Source organism: Microbacterium sp. HD4P20 (assembly GCF_019449275.2).
GTDB lineage: Bacteria > Actinomycetota > Actinomycetes > Actinomycetales > Microbacteriaceae > Microbacterium.
The window spans coordinates 350189-365235 of record NZ_JAHZQZ020000012.1 but is presented as its reverse complement, the minus strand read 5'-3'; the positions used below and the strand labels follow the sequence as shown (position 1 = coordinate 365235).

Below are 15047 nucleotides of genomic sequence, written 5' to 3'. Positions count from 1 at the left end.
GGGTGACACCCGCGTACGGCCTGCCTCGGTTCGTGGTCGAGACCCGCGAGATCGAGCCCGTCGACGATCTGCTCGCGTTCGCCTCCTCCCGCTCGCCGTTGGCATGGCTGCGTCGCGGTGACGGCATCGTGGGAATCGGCGAGGTCGGCGGCTATGAACGCGGCCCCGAACTGCCGCCGGGCATCGACCCGGACTCGCCGCCCTCACCCGCCGAGTCCTGGCGGATGCAGGCGGCTGCGGCCGAGGTGGACGACCCCGTCGGGCTGCCGGGTACGGGACTGGTCGCCTTCGGCACCTTCGTCTTCGACGAGCGCTCCACCGCGACCAGCCGGCTCGTCGTGCCGCAGGCCGTCGTCGGCCGGCATCGTGGTCGCTCGTGGGTGACGCGCATCCGCTCGACGGCGGCCCGACTCGAAGAGCCCGTGATCGAGCCGATCCCCTACGGCCCCTACTGGTCGGGGACTCTCGGCCCTGGGTCGCTGGCTCCCGCGGGTTACCAGGCGGCGGTCCGCGCCGCGGTCGACGCGATCGTCGCGGGCCAGATCGACAAGGTCGTGCTCGCGCGCGACCTCGTCGGCACGATCCCGGCCGGCGCCGACCTGCGTCGCCTGGTGCGGGCGCTCGCCCACGACTATCCCGACACCTGGACCTACGCGGTCGATGGCCTGATCGGTGCGAGCCCTGAGACGCTGGTCACCGTCTCGCACGGCGCCGTGACCGCGCGGGTGCTCGCCGGGACGATCCCGCGGGGAACCGACGCGACCGACGATGCCGCGGCATCCGCCTCTCTCGCGCACAGCGCGAAAGACATCGAAGAGCACCGCTATGCCGTGCGCAGCGTGCTGGACACCCTCGGCCCGCACGTGCGCGACCTGCGGGCCGACGCCGAGCCGTTCACCCTCGAACTGCCCAACCTGTGGCACCTGGCGACCGACGTCGCCGGCGACATCGCCGACCACGCCTCGTCGCTCGACCTGGTGGCCGCGCTGCACCCGACCGCGGCCGTGGCGGGCACGCCGACCGATGCTGCGATCGAGGTGATCCGCCGGCTCGAGCCCTTCGACCGCGGCCGCTACGCCGGACCCGTCGGCTGGGTCGACGGCGACGGCGACGGCGAGTGGGCGATCGCTCTGCGCTGCGCGCAGATCGGCAGCGGCCCGGTGCGCGGCTACGCGGAGTTCAGCGACACGGTGCCGGTCGTCGCCCATGCCGGTGCCGGCATCGTCGCGGCGAGCGATCCCGAGACGGAGCTTCTCGAGACGCGAGTGAAGTTCCGCCCCATCGTGGACGCCATCGCCTGACCCTCCCCCGTCGTTCGAGGAACCACGTGCGGGGGTGTTTCAACCGAGGTGTCGTTCCAACCTCACGTCGGGCTCCGGGTCAGCAGCTCCCGCAGCGGGTCGAGGCCCATGGGGCCCAAGGCCAGCGCGTCTCGATGGAAGTCGGGGAGCGAGAACTGGCCGCCCAGCTGCGCTTCCCGAGCTTCGCGCGCTTCGCGCCACAGGCGCGCGCCGATCTTGAACGCGAGCGCCTGGCCCGGCCAGCCGAGATACCGGTCGACCTCGAATCGCGCGAGGGTCGGCTCGACGAGCGCGAAGTCCACGAGCATGCGACGCGCGAGCTCGGGGGTCCATTCCCGCTCCGGCACGAGGGAGTTCGCGGGGATCGGCCGGCCGGTGTGCAGCCCGATGTCGGCCACGATGCGCACCGAGCGCCAGATCTGGCCGAGGACCAATCCGAGGCGCTCGGCGTCGTCGCGGATGAGCCCCAACTCGTCGGCGAGTTGTTCGGCGTAGTGGGCCCAGCCCTCGGCGTACCCGTGGATATGGCACAGGTGCCGCTGCCACGGATGCAGCTGCGGGTACGACGCGGTGAGCACGAACTGCAGGTGATGCCCGGGCACGCCCTCGTGGTGGACGCTCGTGACCTCCTGCCACGAGGCCGCGACCGGCACGCCGCTGGGGATCGTCCACACCACGCGACCCGGCGTCGAGCCGTCGGGTGCGCCCGGTGTGTAGTACACGACACCCGAGGAGGCCTCCGACACGAGGCACTCCACGTTCCGCACCGACCCGGGCAGATCGAATGCCTCGGTGACAGCGTCGATCGTCTCGGACACGCGCCCGGTGAGCCACGACCGGATCGCCTCGACGCCGTCGAGCCGGTACCGCGGATCGTCATCGAGAACGGATGCCGCGGCCCGCACCGGATTCCCGCTCGCGGCGGTGGCCGGCCCGGCGATCCTCCCGGCGAGCGCGCGAGCCTCTGCAACGAGACGCTCGAGCTCCGCCCACCCGTACGCGTACGTGTCGTCGAGGTCGATGCGGGCGCCGAGCATGCCGGCGGCAAGGTCGGCGTAGACCTCCTCGCCCACGCCGTCCGCGGCGGGTGCGACGGGCCGCAACTCATCCCGCAACAGCGTGGCGAGCTCAGCGAGAGCCGCAGCGGTCTCGTCCGCCGCGGCACGGAGGCGGCGCCGAGCGTCGGCATCCACATCGTCCGCCACCGCCACCTGCCCGAACCAATCCCCGTCGATCCAGGCCTCGACCTGCCCGGCGAGGGTGTCGAGCTGCCGCACCGGGGCGACGCCGGTGCCGGTGAACCGGTCGGGGTTGTCGCGGGCCCACCGCAGGGCGGCGATGTACTGGCGCACGGCGGTCGGCGCGGCCTCGAGCCGGCGCAGGAGCGTCTCGCCCGCGGCATCCGGAGTCAGTGTCATCCCCTCGAACGCGTACCGCACGAGGTGGACCGGCGTGGCGAGCCCCGCGACCAGGCGCGGCGTGAAGCCGGTGTCGAACAGCAGACGCTCCCGCTCGAGGCGCTCGCGCAGCGCCACCCGCAACACTTCGTCGCCCGGCCCCGCCTCGTCGAGCGCCTGCAGCGTCTCGCGCTGCAACTCGTATCGGCGCACGAGCCACGCGGGACTCAGGTCCGGTAGGCCCGGCGGCTCGACACCGATCGCCATGGCGGCGTCCGGCTCGTGGCGGGCGAGTTCGCGCACGTATGCGTCGGCGACGGCATGCACGGGGTCGGGGTGGCTCACCGATCCAGCGTATGCGCGCCCGCTCGAGGCGCATCGCGCCCGGCTCCCCGCCGCCGATCCGTCGTCCACACGAGAACCGCGCTTCCACAGGAGAACCGCGCTTCCACAGGAGACCTTGCGGTGCGAACATCCTGTGGAGGCAGGGTCTTCCTGTGGAGCTGCAGCTCCGCCCGAGAAGTGCTGCCGGACCGCGGACATGCGCGGAACCCGATGAGACGACCGATACCGCGCCGGCCCGGCCGCGCGTAGAATCCGCGCCATGTCGTTCGATGTGGCAGCCGAGGCGTACGACGCGTTCATGGGCAGGTTCTCGGTTCCGCTCGCCGAGCTGTTCGCCGACGAGGCGAGGCTCCCGCACGAGGGGCGCGCGCTCGACGTCGGCTGCGGCACGGGTGCGCTCACCGGCGTGCTCGCGCATCGCTTCGGCGAGACCGAGGTGGCGGGGGTCGATCCTTCGGCGAGCTTCGTCGACGCTGCCGCGGCCCGGTTCCCGTGGGCGGACCTCCGCCACGGGACCGCGGAGGCCCTGCCGTTCGACGACGACGTGTTCGCGGCGACGCTCGCCGAACTGGTGGTGCATTTCATGACGGATGCCACGGCCGGTGCCCGCGAGATGGTCCGGGTCACGCGGCCCGGCGGCGTGGTCGCGGCGTGCGTATGGGACTTCGCCCGCGGGCGGGCGCCCCAGAGCCGCTTCTTCGAGGCTCTGCGAGCGGTCAAGGCAGACATCGACGATGAGAGCGAGCGGTTCGGGGCGCGCGAGCACGACCTCACGACGCTGCTGCAAGATGCCGGATGCCTCGACGTGACCGGATCGGAGCTGACGGTGTCGGTGCCGTTCGCCGACTTCGCGGAGTGGTGGGCACCGTACACCCGCGGGGTGTCCCCCGCCGGAGCGCAGCTCGCGGCACTGCCCCCCGAGGATCGCGAGCGCGTGCGCCGTCACGCTCACGCGGCCATGGGCGACGGCCCCTTCACCGTCGTTGCGACGGCGTGGGCCGCACGCGGGATCGCTCCGTAGTCACGGCGTTCTCGCGATCAGCCCTCTCCCCCGCCCGCGCTCGACCCGCAGGGCCGGCGTCAGGTCGCCGCGAGCCGCTTCTTCTCGGCCTCGACATCGAAGGTCGCCGCGGGCCACTGCGGGTCGATGTCTTCCAGTGCCTCCAGCAGAAGGTGCTGCACTGCCAGGCGCGCGTACCACTTGCGGTCGGCGGGCACGACGTACCAGGGGGCGTGCGGGGTGGATGTCCGCTCGAACACCGTCTGGTACGCCGCCATGTACGCCGGCCACAGCTCCCGCTCGTCGACGTCGCCGGGGTTGTACTTCCAGTGTTTGTCGGGGCGCTCGAGCCGCTCCATGAGCCGCTCCTTCTGCTCGCCGGGCGAGATGTGCAGCATCACCTTCACCACACGGGTTCCGGCATCCGTCACGGTCTTCTCGAACTCGTTGATCGCGGTGTACCGGCGCTCGACCTCGTCAGCCGGGGCGAGTTCGCGCACGCGACCGATGAGCACGTCCTCGTAGTGAGAGCGGTCGAAGACCCCGATCATGCCCGGCTCGGGCAGGCGCTTCTCGACGCGCCACAGGAAGTCGTGCTCCAGCTCTTCGGGCGTCGGCTTCTTGAACGCCGCGAGCGCGACGCCCTGCGGGTCGACCGAGCCGACGACGTGCCGGATGATGCCGCCCTTGCCCGCCGAGTCCATGGCTTGCAGCACCAGCAGCACCGAGGCGTTCGTCGCATCGACGCGGCTGCGGGCGAACAGCCTCTCCTGGTACTCGTCGAGCTGTGCGCTGCCGGCGGCGAGGTCGTCGGCGGCATGGAGCTTGTCCTTGGCGTAGCCCGGCGTAGCCCTGGTGTCGACGTCGGCGAGCACGAACCCCTCGCCCACGCGCAGCAGCTCCGCGACATCCCCGGTCCAGTGCTTCTGGCTCTTGGCGATCATGGAGCCATCATGGCGGATCCCCGGGCTTCCCCTCGTCGAAAACGTACGTACTCGCCGAAGACGCATGGTGCCAACGTCAGCCGCGTGCGGTCTCGGCGAGACCGCATCCTCTCGACGGGGACCCACGCCGCCCGGGGTCGCGGGTCCAGCCCTCGTCGAAAACGTACGTACTCGCCGAAGACGCATGGTGCCAACGTCAGCCGCGTGCGGTCTCGGCGAGACCGCATCCTCTCAACGGGGAGATGGTGGCGGATGCCGGGCTCAGCGCTCCAGCGGGATCTCGATGAGCTGGCGCCCGGCCACGGGCGAGGTCAGCACCTGGTCGAGCTCGGAGCGCGTGGTGATGCGGTGGTACTCCCAGCCGTACGCGAGCGCGAGATGCTCCAGCCTCACGGCGTGGGGCGTGTAGAGCACGCGGTCCATGACATCCGAGTCTGCGACCGCGGCCACTTCGAGCGCGTCGAAGATCGTGCCGCCGCCGTCGTTGCCGACGAGCACCTGGATGCGCGGCTCCTCCTCCCGCGGCGCCAGCAGCAGCGCGCCGACATCGTGCAGCAGGGCGAGATCGCCCAGCAGCACGCGCGTCACACCAGGCCTCCCCCCGTCCTGGCTGGCGAGGGCCACGCCGATCGCGGTCGCGACGGTGCCATCGATGCCGGCCAGGCCGCGGTTGGCGTGCACCGGCACCTTCTTGCCCGGAAGCAGCGCATCGGCGACCCGCACGAGCCGCGACGAGCCGAACACCAGGCGATCGTGCGGCCACGTCGCGCGCCACACGGCGTCGACCAGACCGGCGCGGTCGAGCGGAGCGCGGATCACTTCGAGCTCGGCGGCGATCGCGCCCAGACGTTCCTGCGGCACGGCTGATGCGAGACCATCGGCGTCGGGCGCGGGGGGTGTGAGGTCGACGGATGCCGCGCGCGACGCGTGCAGCCATGCTCCGAGCCAGTCGCGGTCGGGGTCACCAGGCGCGACCGCGACCGTCTCGGCGGCGATGGTGACGCCGTTGAGATTGAGGGACTCGCCGGTGCCACGCAGTGCGATGACCTCGACGGCGGGATCCGACAGCAGCGCCGACGACTCACGGCTGAGCGTGGGATGCCCGAGCACGACGACGCGCTCAATGCGCCCGCCGAGCTCGGGGTCCGACAGCAGCGCGCGGTAGCCGTGCACGAGGTTGCGGCCGAATCGCGCACCGCTGACGATCTCGGCGATCAGCGGCCACCCGCCCGCGTGCGCCAGCGCTTCGGCATCGGGTCCGGCGTCGGCTCCGGCGAGGACGACGGTGCGAGGCCCACGCTCCAGCACGACGGGCTCGTCGGGATCGCGCGGCACGCCGGCCTGGCCGATGCCGCCCCCGCCCTGATAGAGAGCACCGGATGCTCCCCACACCCCTTCCGCGGATCGCTGACCCGCCGCGCGGAGCGTCAGGGTGCGCGTGCCCGCGTCCACGGAGTCCGCGCCGGTGGACGCCGCATCGGGGTCGTCGTGCACCACGGTCCCCCGTGCGAGCGAGGAAGCACCGAGCCACGACGGGAGCGCGCCCGACAGCGGCTCACGGTAGGGCAGGTTCAGGTGCACCGGACCCGCCGCACGCACCCCGGCGCCGAGCGACGCGGCCACGGCCTCGTCCGCCACCGAGCGCAGCATCGCGCTGTGCTCACCGCATCCGTCATCGTCCGTCTGGTCGGGCACCGGAAGGTCGGCCTCGAACCGAACGCTCGAGGCGAACATGCCAGGCTGCCGCGTGGTCTGGTTCGCCCCGACGCCGCGCAGTTCGGGGGGCCGGTCAGCGGTCAGCAGAAGCAGGGGCACTGCCGAATGATGGGCCTCGAGGGCCGCCGGCAGCAGGTTGGCGACCGCCGTGCCCGACGTGCAGACCACGGCCGCCGGCATCCGTGTCTCGCGTCCGATGCCGAGCGCCGTGAATCCCGCGACGCGCTCATCGATGCGGATGTGCAGGCTGATCAGGCCGCGCCGCTCGAGCTCCGCGGCGACGAGGGCGAGCGCCTGCGACCGCGAACCGGGGCTCAGCACCACGTGACGCACGCCGAGTTCGACGAGGTGGCCGAGCAGAGCCGCTGCGGCGTCCGTCGCGGGGGCCGGCGCGAGAGCGGTGATGGGCGCGCCGGCGGGATCGGTCGCGCCGTCGACGCCTTTCGGCTCCGTCACGTCAGCCGACGGCTCCGCGCTGACCCCGTGTGTCGTCCTCACCGTCGGTGGGATGGGTCGGGGGCTTGGGCGCGGGCGGCGTGGCGGAATCCGCGGCCGGACCGTCGGGCGCCGAGCCGCTCGACGTCGAGGCGGCGGCGTCGTCCGAGACGGCCGATCGGTCCGGCGGCAGGAACCGAGGATCGTCGTCCTCGGAGTCGAGCTGCGCGAGCTCCTCCTCGAGGCGGCGGATTCGCTCGTCCTGGTCGCTGATGCTGCCGATGCGTCCGAGGAACTCGGGATCGTCGTCCGGCGCCTTGCGCTGTGCGATCACCGACTTGCGGGTGCGTCCGACCACGAGCCACAGGATGCCGCCGAGCACCGGCAGCAGCACGACGATGAGGATCCAGATGCCCTTGCTGACGCCGCGGTGCCGAGTGGAGGGCTGGACGGCGCAGTCGACGATGGTGAACACCCAGAAGACGGCCGCCACCAGGGCCAGTATGAGCAGTCCCCTCGCCATTACCCCATCCTAGGCGGGCGGCGCGGCGCGCGGGCGCCTCGAGCCCTCTCGTGACCGAACCGTCGCCGTGCCGGCGGCGCGCGAACGTAGGATTGTCGGGTGAAAGCGCGCTCGGCCATCGTCTACACGGTTCTGCGGCTGCTGGCGTTCCTCGTCCCGTTCGGCATCCTCATGCTGTTCCCGCTGATGCGGCAGTTCTACTGGCTCTCGGCGATCTTCGCCGCCCTCATCGGGCTGAGTCTGTCGCTGCTGTTCCTGCGGGGGCCGCTCGACGAGGTCACCGCGAGCCTGGCCGAGCGCCGCGCGCAGGCTCGTGCCGCAGCCAGCGACGAGACCGTGGAGGATGCCGCGGCCGACGCCGCGACCACCGACGATCCCGATCGGGCCTGAGCCGGGGCATCCCAGCGCCCTCCCCTGGGCGCCGGCACCGGGTCAGCCGATGAACGCCCACAGGAGGAAGGCGCCGTAGGCCACCGAGGTGAGCGAGGTCAGGCCGAGCGCGACGACGAGTTCACGCGGCTGCCGATACGTCCACACGATGAGGATGGCGGCAAGACCCGCGAGCAGGGCGAGCAGCGTCAGCCAGGCGATCGGATAGAACAGCGCCAGGAACGCGGCGATCGCGAACGGCGCGAGCACGAAGAGCGTGAACAGCCACCGCGTCGCCGTGCGTCCGATGAGCACCGTGAGCGTGCGCTTGCCCGAGGCACGATCCTGGTCGATGTCGCGCAGGTTGTTGGCCAGCAGCACGGCGCATGCGAGCAGTCCTGCGCCGACGGCGCCGAACCATGCCTCCTGCGGCAGCGCGAACGCCTGCACCCAGGTCGTGCCCAGTGTGGCGACCAGACCGAAGAAGACGAACACGAACAGCTCGCCCAGCCCGTAGTAGCCGTAGGGGCGCTTTCCGCCGGTGTAGAACCACGCCGCGAGGATCGCGACGGCGCCGACGGCGATGAGCCACCACTGCTGGGTGCGGATCGTGATGGCAAGGCCGGCGAGAGCGGCCACCGCGAAGAAGAGGAGGGCCACCAGCAGCACTGTGCGCGGCTTCGCCTTTCGGGATGCGGTCAGCCGGGCCGGGCCGACGCGGTGGTCGTCAGTTCCCCGGATGCCGTCGCTGTAGTCGTTGGCGTAGTTCACGCCGATCTGCAGCGCCACCGAGACGATGAGGCAGAACAGCGCGATCACCCAGTGGAAGGCGTCCACGACCAGCATCGCGGCACCCGTGCCGATGAGGATCGGGGTGATCGCGAGCGGAAGCGTGCGCAGCCGTGCCGCGCCGATCCAGTCGCGCGCGGTCGCCTTCTCGACGCGTGCGGGGTCGCCCGACACGCGGGGCTTCTGCGGGTTGCCGCGCGTCGGCTGCTTCTTCGGAGTCGGACGTTTGCGCTTCTTGCTCGAGGTGCCTGCCACGAGAGCACATCTTACGTTCGCGGGCGTTGTGCGAGCGAAGCGAGACGAACGACGTCCGCGGTCGTTGAGCGAGCGAAGCGAGACGAAACGCATCAGGCAGCCTCGACGACAGCGCCCGCCGGCGACCCGTCCGCGAGGCGTGACCGCCGGTCAGTGCAGCGCGAGGACCGCGCGGCGGATCGCCTCACGGTCGGGCTTGCCCGAGGGCAGCGTGGCGAGCTCGTCGACGAGGATCAGCCGGGTCGGGCGAGCATGCGCGCCGATCTCGCTCTTCACGGCGTCGCGAGCCTCCTCCAGCTGCACGGCCTCGCTGCGGCGCAGCGCCTCTCCGCGAGAGGCGACGATGACGGATGCCTCGCCCCAGCGCTCGTCCGGAATCCCGACCACCACGGCCAGGTCGAGGCCTGGCACGGTCCGCACGATGCGCTCGACCCGGTCGAGCGAGACGTTGAGGCCGCCCGAGACGATGACGTTGTCGAGGCGTCCGCGCACCCGCAGCACGCCATCTTCGACCAGCCCGGCGTCACCGGTGCGGTACCACCGGGTGCCGTCGGAGTCGCGGAGGAACGTGGTCGAGGTCATCTCGGCGTCGCCGAGGTAGCCGTCGGCCAGCACCGGTCCGGCCACCTGCACCTCGCCGTGCTCGATGCGCACGCGCACGCCGCGCAGCGGGACGCCGTCGTAGACGCAGCCGCCGCTGGTCTCTGTCGAGCCATAGGTGCGCACGATGCGGGCGCCCGCGGTCTCGGCGCGCTCGAGGGTCGCCGGCGGCAGCGCCTGACCGCCCACGAGGATCGTCTCGAACGAGCGCAGCGCGGCGAGCACGGCACTGTCGTGCTCGGCGGCGTCGAGCACCCGCGCCAGCTGCGCCGGCACCAGCGAGGTGAAGGTCGGCACGCGCTGCCCGCCGTCGGACGACGCCATCATCAGCGCGGCCGCTGCGAACGCCTGGGGGGTGAACGCGCCGGAGAGGATCGCCGGCTCGCGGTCGGCGACGAGTGAGCGCACGAGCACCTGCAGCCCCGCGACGTAGCTCGCCGGAAGCGCGAGCAGCCACGCCCCATCGCCGATGCGATCGGCGGTGGCCATGGCGCCGGCGGTGAGGGCGTCGCGGCTGAGGACGACGCTCTTGGGGATGCCGGTGGATCCGGACGTCGTCACCACGACCGCAGTACCCGCCCGGACCTCCCCGGGCAGATCGCCCACCATGCCGAGCCCGAGCGCGGGCCCCGCGCCATGCAGTGCGCCCCGTAGCCCCCGCAGGATCTCGCGGGGGTCGTCGCCGACGACAGGTTCGAGTCTCATCGCATCAGAAGTGCCAGGGATAGGGCGACCAGTCGGGATCGCGCTTCTCGAGGAATGCATCGCGTCCTTCGACGGCTTCGTCGGTGCCGTAGGCCAGGCGCGTCGCCTCGCCGGCGAACACCTGCTGGCCGACCATCCCGTCGTCGACGGCGTTGAAGGCGAACTTCAGCATGCGGATCGCCGTGGGCGACTTCGTCAGAATCGTACGGGCCATCGCGACGGCCTCGCGTTCGAGGTCGGCATGCGGCACGACGCGGTTGACGGCGCCCATCTCGTATGCCCGCTGAGCCGAGTACTCCTCGGCGAGGAAGAACACCTCGCGCGCGAACTTCTGCCCGATCTGGCGGGCGAAGTACGCCGAGCCGTAGCCGGCGTCGAACGACCCCACGTCGGCGTCGGTCTGCTTGAACCTGCCGTGCTCGGCGCTGGCGATGGTCAGGTCGCACACGACGTGCAGCGAGTGCCCACCGCCGGCAGCCCAGCCGGGGACGACGGCGATCACGACCTTCGGCATGAACCGGATCAGACGCTGCACCTCGAGGATGTGCAGACGCCCGGCGCGCGCGGGGTCCGCCACGGTCGCCGCGTCGTCGGAGTACTTGTAGCCGTCCCGACCGCGGATGCGCTGGTCGCCGCCGGAGCAGAATGCCCAGCCGCCGTCTTTGGTGCTCGGGCCGTTGCCGGTCAGCAGCACGACGCCGATGCGCGGATCCTGGCGGGCGAGGTCGAGCGCCCGGTACAGCTCGTCGACCGTGTGCGGACGGAAGGCGTTGCGCACCTCGGGACGGTCGAACGCGATCCGGGCGATGCGGCCGTCCTTCGAGACGTGCGCGGTGATATCGGTGTAGCCGCCTTCGGGCTGTCCGGGCGCGGGCGCCCACTCGGCTTCGTCGAACAGCTCCGATACGCTCACCGGCCCAGCCTACGGCGGCGTGACCCACAGCGTCATCTGGCCGGGCGGGCGACTGCGCGCGCCCTACCCTGTAGCGGTGACCTCGACTCTTCGCGCCATGGCCGCCGCCGCCGCATCCGTCGCCCTCGTCTTCACCCTCGCCGCTTGCGCCGGCGGCGGCGACGAGCCCACCTCCACGCCGACCGCGTCGGGCGAGGCGAGCGCATCGATCACGACCCAGACCGCGTGCGACGGCGACGAGGGCGTGACCCTCGTCGTCGACGCGACCGCGCTCGAGGGCGGTGAGCCGCAGGAGCAGTGCCTCTTGACCGAGGAGGCTGTCGTCGCGGGCGAGGCGTTCACGATCGCGGGGGTCGAGACCGAGGGCACCGAGGAGTACGGCGACCAGGTCGTGTGCCGCGTCGAGGGGCTGCCCGCCGAGGACGAGGCGATCGCAGCCGAGGACGGGTCGGACTACTTCGAGACGTGCCAGGCGATGCCCGCCGCGTTCGCCTACTGGTCTGTGTGGGTGCGGACTGCCGGAGGCGAGTGGGGCTACGCGCAGGAGGGACTGTCGACCCTGCAGGTCGAGCCCGGCGACGCCGTCGGGCTGCTGTTCACGCTCCACGGTGAGCCCGCCGCGCCGACGTCGTGACATGACCTTCCGGCCCGGCCCTCTGCGCGCGGCGGCGGTGCTCGCTGCCGGGTTCGTGGTGGTCCGGGTGCTCTACCGCGTGCTCTTCCACGGCGCGGACGGCACGGGGGCGGTGCTCGTGCCCCTGCCCGAACTGCGGCTTCCGGCGCCCTTCGCGCACGTGGTGCTGCTGGGCCCCGTCACGATCGACGGGCTGGCGGATGCTGCGGCCAGCGCGCTCCCCATCGCCCTCGGCATCGTCGCGTTCGGGCTGCTGAACACCGTCGTCGATGTGTCGCGGCTGCTGGCACGCGCCGCGCGCCGCGGACCGCTACGCGGTGCGGCGCGGGCGCTGGCGATCGCGTGGGCGACGCTCCCCTCCCTCGCCGATGCCGCGCGGGACGTGCGGTTCGCCCAGCGTCTTCGCGGCGAGCGCGGTGGCCCGCGGATGCTGATGCCGCTGCTTCAGCGCACCCTCGAACGCGCGGGCACGGTGGCCGCGGCGCTCGAGCTTCGAGGTTTCGCCGGGCGGGGTCTGGACGGCGACTGCCTCGCTGCCGTCGAGGCGCACGGGGTACGGATCGGGTTCGGTGGTGCGCCGGAGCACGCGCCTGCGGAGGTGCCCGGCAGCGGCATCCGTCTTCCTGCCGAGCTGGCGCTCCACACCGGCACACTGACGCTGGTGTCAGGGCCGACCGGATCGGGCAAGTCCACGCTGCTGCGGGCCTTCGCCGGGCTCCACACGCACACCGACGGCGGCTGGATCGCGGGCACGCTGCGAGTGGTGGGGCACGACCGGACAGTCGTGGCGCCCCGCGATCTGGCACAGCGGGTCGGCGTGGTGCTGCAGCATCCGCGCGAGGCGTTCGCTACCGAACGCGTCAGTGATGAGGTCGGGTTGTCGCTCGAGTTGCGCGGGGTGGCGGGCGTGATCGTCCGTGCCCGCGTCGAGGCGGTGGCACGGCGGGTCGGCATCACGCGCCTGCTCGAGCGGCCGACGCGCGGTCTGTCGGCCGGTGAGGCGACGCTCGTGGCGATCGCGGCGGCGATCGTCGAGCAGCCGATCCTGCTGCTGGTGGACGAGCCCCTGGCCGATCTCGACGCCGCGGCACGGGCGCGGGTCTCGGCGCTGCTCGGCGAGCTCGCCCACGACGCCGGTATGTGTGTGGTGGTGGCCGAGCACCGCGCCGAGGCCCTGCGCGCCGTGGCCGACGCCGAGCTGACGATCGCCGGCGGCGAGGTGGTGCCGGCGGCCGGCGCCGGGGACGGCGCCCCGCTCACGCCACCGCCGCTCCCCCGTCACGAGATGCGCGCCGTGACGGCAGATCGGGACGAGGCACCGAGGCCACACCGACAGCTCGCCCTCCGGGCGAGCGACGTCAGCGTGCGGCACGGTGGCCGGGTCGCCGTCGACCGGGCGAGTCTGCACCTGCACGCGGGTGAGATCGTGGCGCTCGTCGGACCGAACGGTGCCGGAAAGTCCAGTCTGCTTGCGGCGCTCGCCCTCCCCGCCCGCGATGCACGCGTCGAGGCTCGGGGCCGGACGGCGTTGGTTCCGGATGCCTCGGACGACCTCTTCACATACGACACCGTCGCCGCAGAGTTCCGCCGAGCCGACCGGCGTTCGGCCCGGGTCCTTCGTCGCGCTTCGCGCGGCGGGGGGCCGGATGCCGCGGCACCTGGCCTTGACGGGGCGGCGAGTCCACACGGCCCGGCCGGTTCCTACGGTGCGCAGGAGGGTCCCGCCGGCGCTGCGTCTCCTGCAGGCGGTGCCGCACGGCGGACGGCGGAGCGATTCGCGGAGTTCGTCGGCCTCGATGCCGGCAGCGCGGAGTTCGCGGCGCTCGGGTCGCGGCACCCGCGTGATCTCTCCGTCGGCCAGCGGCGGTGCCTCGCGATCGCGATCCAGTTCGCGGCGCACCCGGCCGCTCTGCTCATCGACGAGCCCACGCGCGGCCTCGACCCCGTCGCGCGCGAGCTCGTGTGGGCGGCGCTGGCCTTGCTCGCCGCGGACGGCACCGCTGTGCTCGTGGCGACCCACGAGCCCGACGTGGCGACCCGGGCACATCGCATCCTGTCGATGGACGCCGGCGTGCTCACGCTCGCCGCCGCGCACGCTTCGGCCCGTACCGTTGTCCCGCTCCTCGCTCCCGCTGGGCATGTCGCGACCTCGCCCGATTCCGCTCGCGCGGGCCTGGACACACGACGGGCCACGGGGACCGCTGCGGCGTCGGGCCATGGGGAGCCAGGGCACGCGCGAGCGCCTCGACCCACGGCATCCGTCCCCGCCGCACCGGCGCGTGCCGCTTCGCCGACACGCGGCCATCGGCCCTGGCCGCTCCTGACGCTCGCGGCGGCGAACCTCGTCGCGCTCGGCGCATTCTGCTGGCCCCTCGTCGCGAGCGCCGTGCCGGAACAGGCTTACGCCGCCGTGCCGGTCGCGGCGCTCGCGCTCGCACCGCTCGCCGCGCTCGTCGTGATCGCGACGCTCGACGGCACCGTGCGGTCGGCGCACGTGCTCGCGCTCCTCGGCACGCTCGCCGCCATCGGCGCCGCCGTGCGGATCGCGAGCACCGGCGTCGGCGGCGTGGAGGCCGTCTTCATCCTGCTGATCCTCGCGGGCCGGGCGTTCGGAGCGCGGTTCGGGATGCTCCTGGGCATGGCGACGATCACGCTGTCGACCCTGGTAACGGGCACATTCGGACCGTGGACCCCGTTCCAGATGTTCGCGTGCGGGTGGGTGGGCGCCGTGGCAGGGCTGCTCCCTCGACGCTCCCTGCGCCCTCTCCAGACGCCGTCGCCACCGACCCCGAAGCCCCCGGGCGCGCGGGCACTCACCGAGATCGTGATGCTGTGTCTCTACGGGGTCGTCGCCTCGTATGTGTTCGGGCTGCTGATGAACCTGTGGTTCTGGCCCTTCGCGGTGGGGTACGGAACCGGCATCTCGTACGAGCCCGCCGCCCCGCTGAGCGTCAATCTCGCGAGTTTCCTCGTGTATTCGCTGGTCACCTCGACGCTCAGCTGGGACACGCTCCGCGCGGTCACCTCCGTCGTCGGCATCATCGTCATCGGCAGCCCGGTGCTCGCGGCGCTTCGCCGCGCCAAGCCGCTGATCCCGCGATGACGGATGCCGCGGCTCGGC

The 15047-nt window shown here is 72.4% G+C and carries 12 protein-coding genes; 5 read left to right on the top strand and 7 right to left on the bottom strand.

Going from position 1 to position 15047, the window contains the following annotated elements; translation table 11 throughout:
• The first annotated feature begins 2 nt into the window (after positions 1 to 2).
• Positions 3 to 1301, top strand: a complete 1299-nt coding sequence (locus K0817_RS06715) for a chorismate-binding protein (RefSeq protein ID WP_253735229.1) — start codon at positions 3 to 5, stop codon at positions 1299 to 1301.
• A gap of 62 nt (positions 1302 to 1363) precedes the next feature.
• On the opposite strand, the gene K0817_RS06710 is transcribed toward K0817_RS06715, so the two are convergent.
• Positions 1364 to 3043 carry a DUF885 domain-containing protein gene (locus K0817_RS06710; protein WP_219980599.1) on the bottom strand — a complete coding sequence of 560 codons (1680 nt, stop codon included), beginning with the start codon at positions 3041 to 3043 and terminating at the stop codon, positions 1364 to 1366.
• Between the two features lie 259 nt (positions 3044 to 3302).
• Here K0817_RS06710 and K0817_RS06705 point away from each other — a divergent pair, with 259 nt between their 5' ends.
• A complete protein-coding gene (locus tag K0817_RS06705; protein WP_219980598.1) occupies positions 3303 to 4064 on the top strand; it encodes a class I SAM-dependent methyltransferase in 762 nt (253 codons plus the stop codon).
• A 59-nt stretch (positions 4065 to 4123) separates the two neighbouring features.
• Here K0817_RS06705 and K0817_RS06700 read toward each other — a convergent pair whose 3' ends face one another.
• The 3 genes from K0817_RS06700 to K0817_RS06690 form a co-directional block, all read right to left on the bottom strand.
• Positions 4124 to 4987, bottom strand: a complete 864-nt coding sequence (locus K0817_RS06700) for a polyphosphate kinase 2 family protein (protein ID WP_219980597.1) — start codon at positions 4985 to 4987, stop codon at positions 4124 to 4126.
• 261 nt (positions 4988 to 5248) lie between these two features.
• On the bottom strand, positions 5249 to 7108 hold the full coding sequence (menD, locus tag K0817_RS06695; protein ID WP_219980922.1) for a 2-succinyl-5-enolpyruvyl-6-hydroxy-3-cyclohexene-1-carboxylate synthase: 1860 nt from the start codon (positions 7106 to 7108) through the stop codon (positions 5249 to 5251).
• Positions 7109 to 7160: 52 nt separating this feature from the next.
• Complete coding sequence (locus tag K0817_RS06690; protein ID WP_219980596.1) at positions 7161 to 7661, bottom strand: PLD nuclease N-terminal domain-containing protein; 501 nt, start codon at positions 7659 to 7661, stop codon at positions 7161 to 7163.
• 99 nt (positions 7662 to 7760) lie between these two features.
• On the opposite strand from K0817_RS06690, the gene K0817_RS06685 reads away from it, so the two are divergent.
• A complete protein-coding gene (locus K0817_RS06685) occupies positions 7761 to 8051 on the top strand; it encodes a DUF4229 domain-containing protein (protein ID WP_219980595.1) in 291 nt (96 codons plus the stop codon).
• Between the two features lie 42 nt (positions 8052 to 8093).
• On the opposite strand, the gene K0817_RS06680 is transcribed toward K0817_RS06685, so the two are convergent.
• From K0817_RS06680 to K0817_RS06670, 3 genes are all read right to left on the bottom strand, one after another.
• Positions 8094 to 9074: a 1,4-dihydroxy-2-naphthoate polyprenyltransferase gene (locus K0817_RS06680; protein WP_219980594.1), complete on the bottom strand. Its 981-nt coding sequence runs from the start codon at positions 9072 to 9074 to the stop codon at positions 8094 to 8096.
• A 150-nt stretch (positions 9075 to 9224) separates the two neighbouring features.
• On the bottom strand, positions 9225 to 10379 hold the full coding sequence (locus K0817_RS06675; protein ID WP_219980593.1) for an AMP-binding protein: 1155 nt from the start codon (positions 10377 to 10379) through the stop codon (positions 9225 to 9227).
• 4 nt (positions 10380 to 10383) lie between these two features.
• Positions 10384 to 11292 carry a 1,4-dihydroxy-2-naphthoyl-CoA synthase gene (locus K0817_RS06670; RefSeq protein ID WP_219980592.1) on the bottom strand — a complete coding sequence of 303 codons (909 nt, stop codon included), beginning with the start codon at positions 11290 to 11292 and terminating at the stop codon, positions 10384 to 10386.
• A gap of 76 nt (positions 11293 to 11368) precedes the next feature.
• On the opposite strand from K0817_RS06670, the gene K0817_RS06665 reads away from it, so the two are divergent.
• On the top strand, positions 11369 to 11926 hold the full coding sequence (locus K0817_RS06665; protein ID WP_219980591.1) for a hypothetical protein: 558 nt from the start codon (positions 11369 to 11371) through the stop codon (positions 11924 to 11926).
• A 1-nt stretch (position 11927) separates the two neighbouring features.
• Positions 11928 to 15029, top strand: a complete 3102-nt coding sequence (locus tag K0817_RS06660; RefSeq protein WP_219980590.1) for an ATP-binding cassette domain-containing protein — start codon at positions 11928 to 11930, stop codon at positions 15027 to 15029.
• Positions 15030 to 15047: the final 18 nt, after the last annotated feature.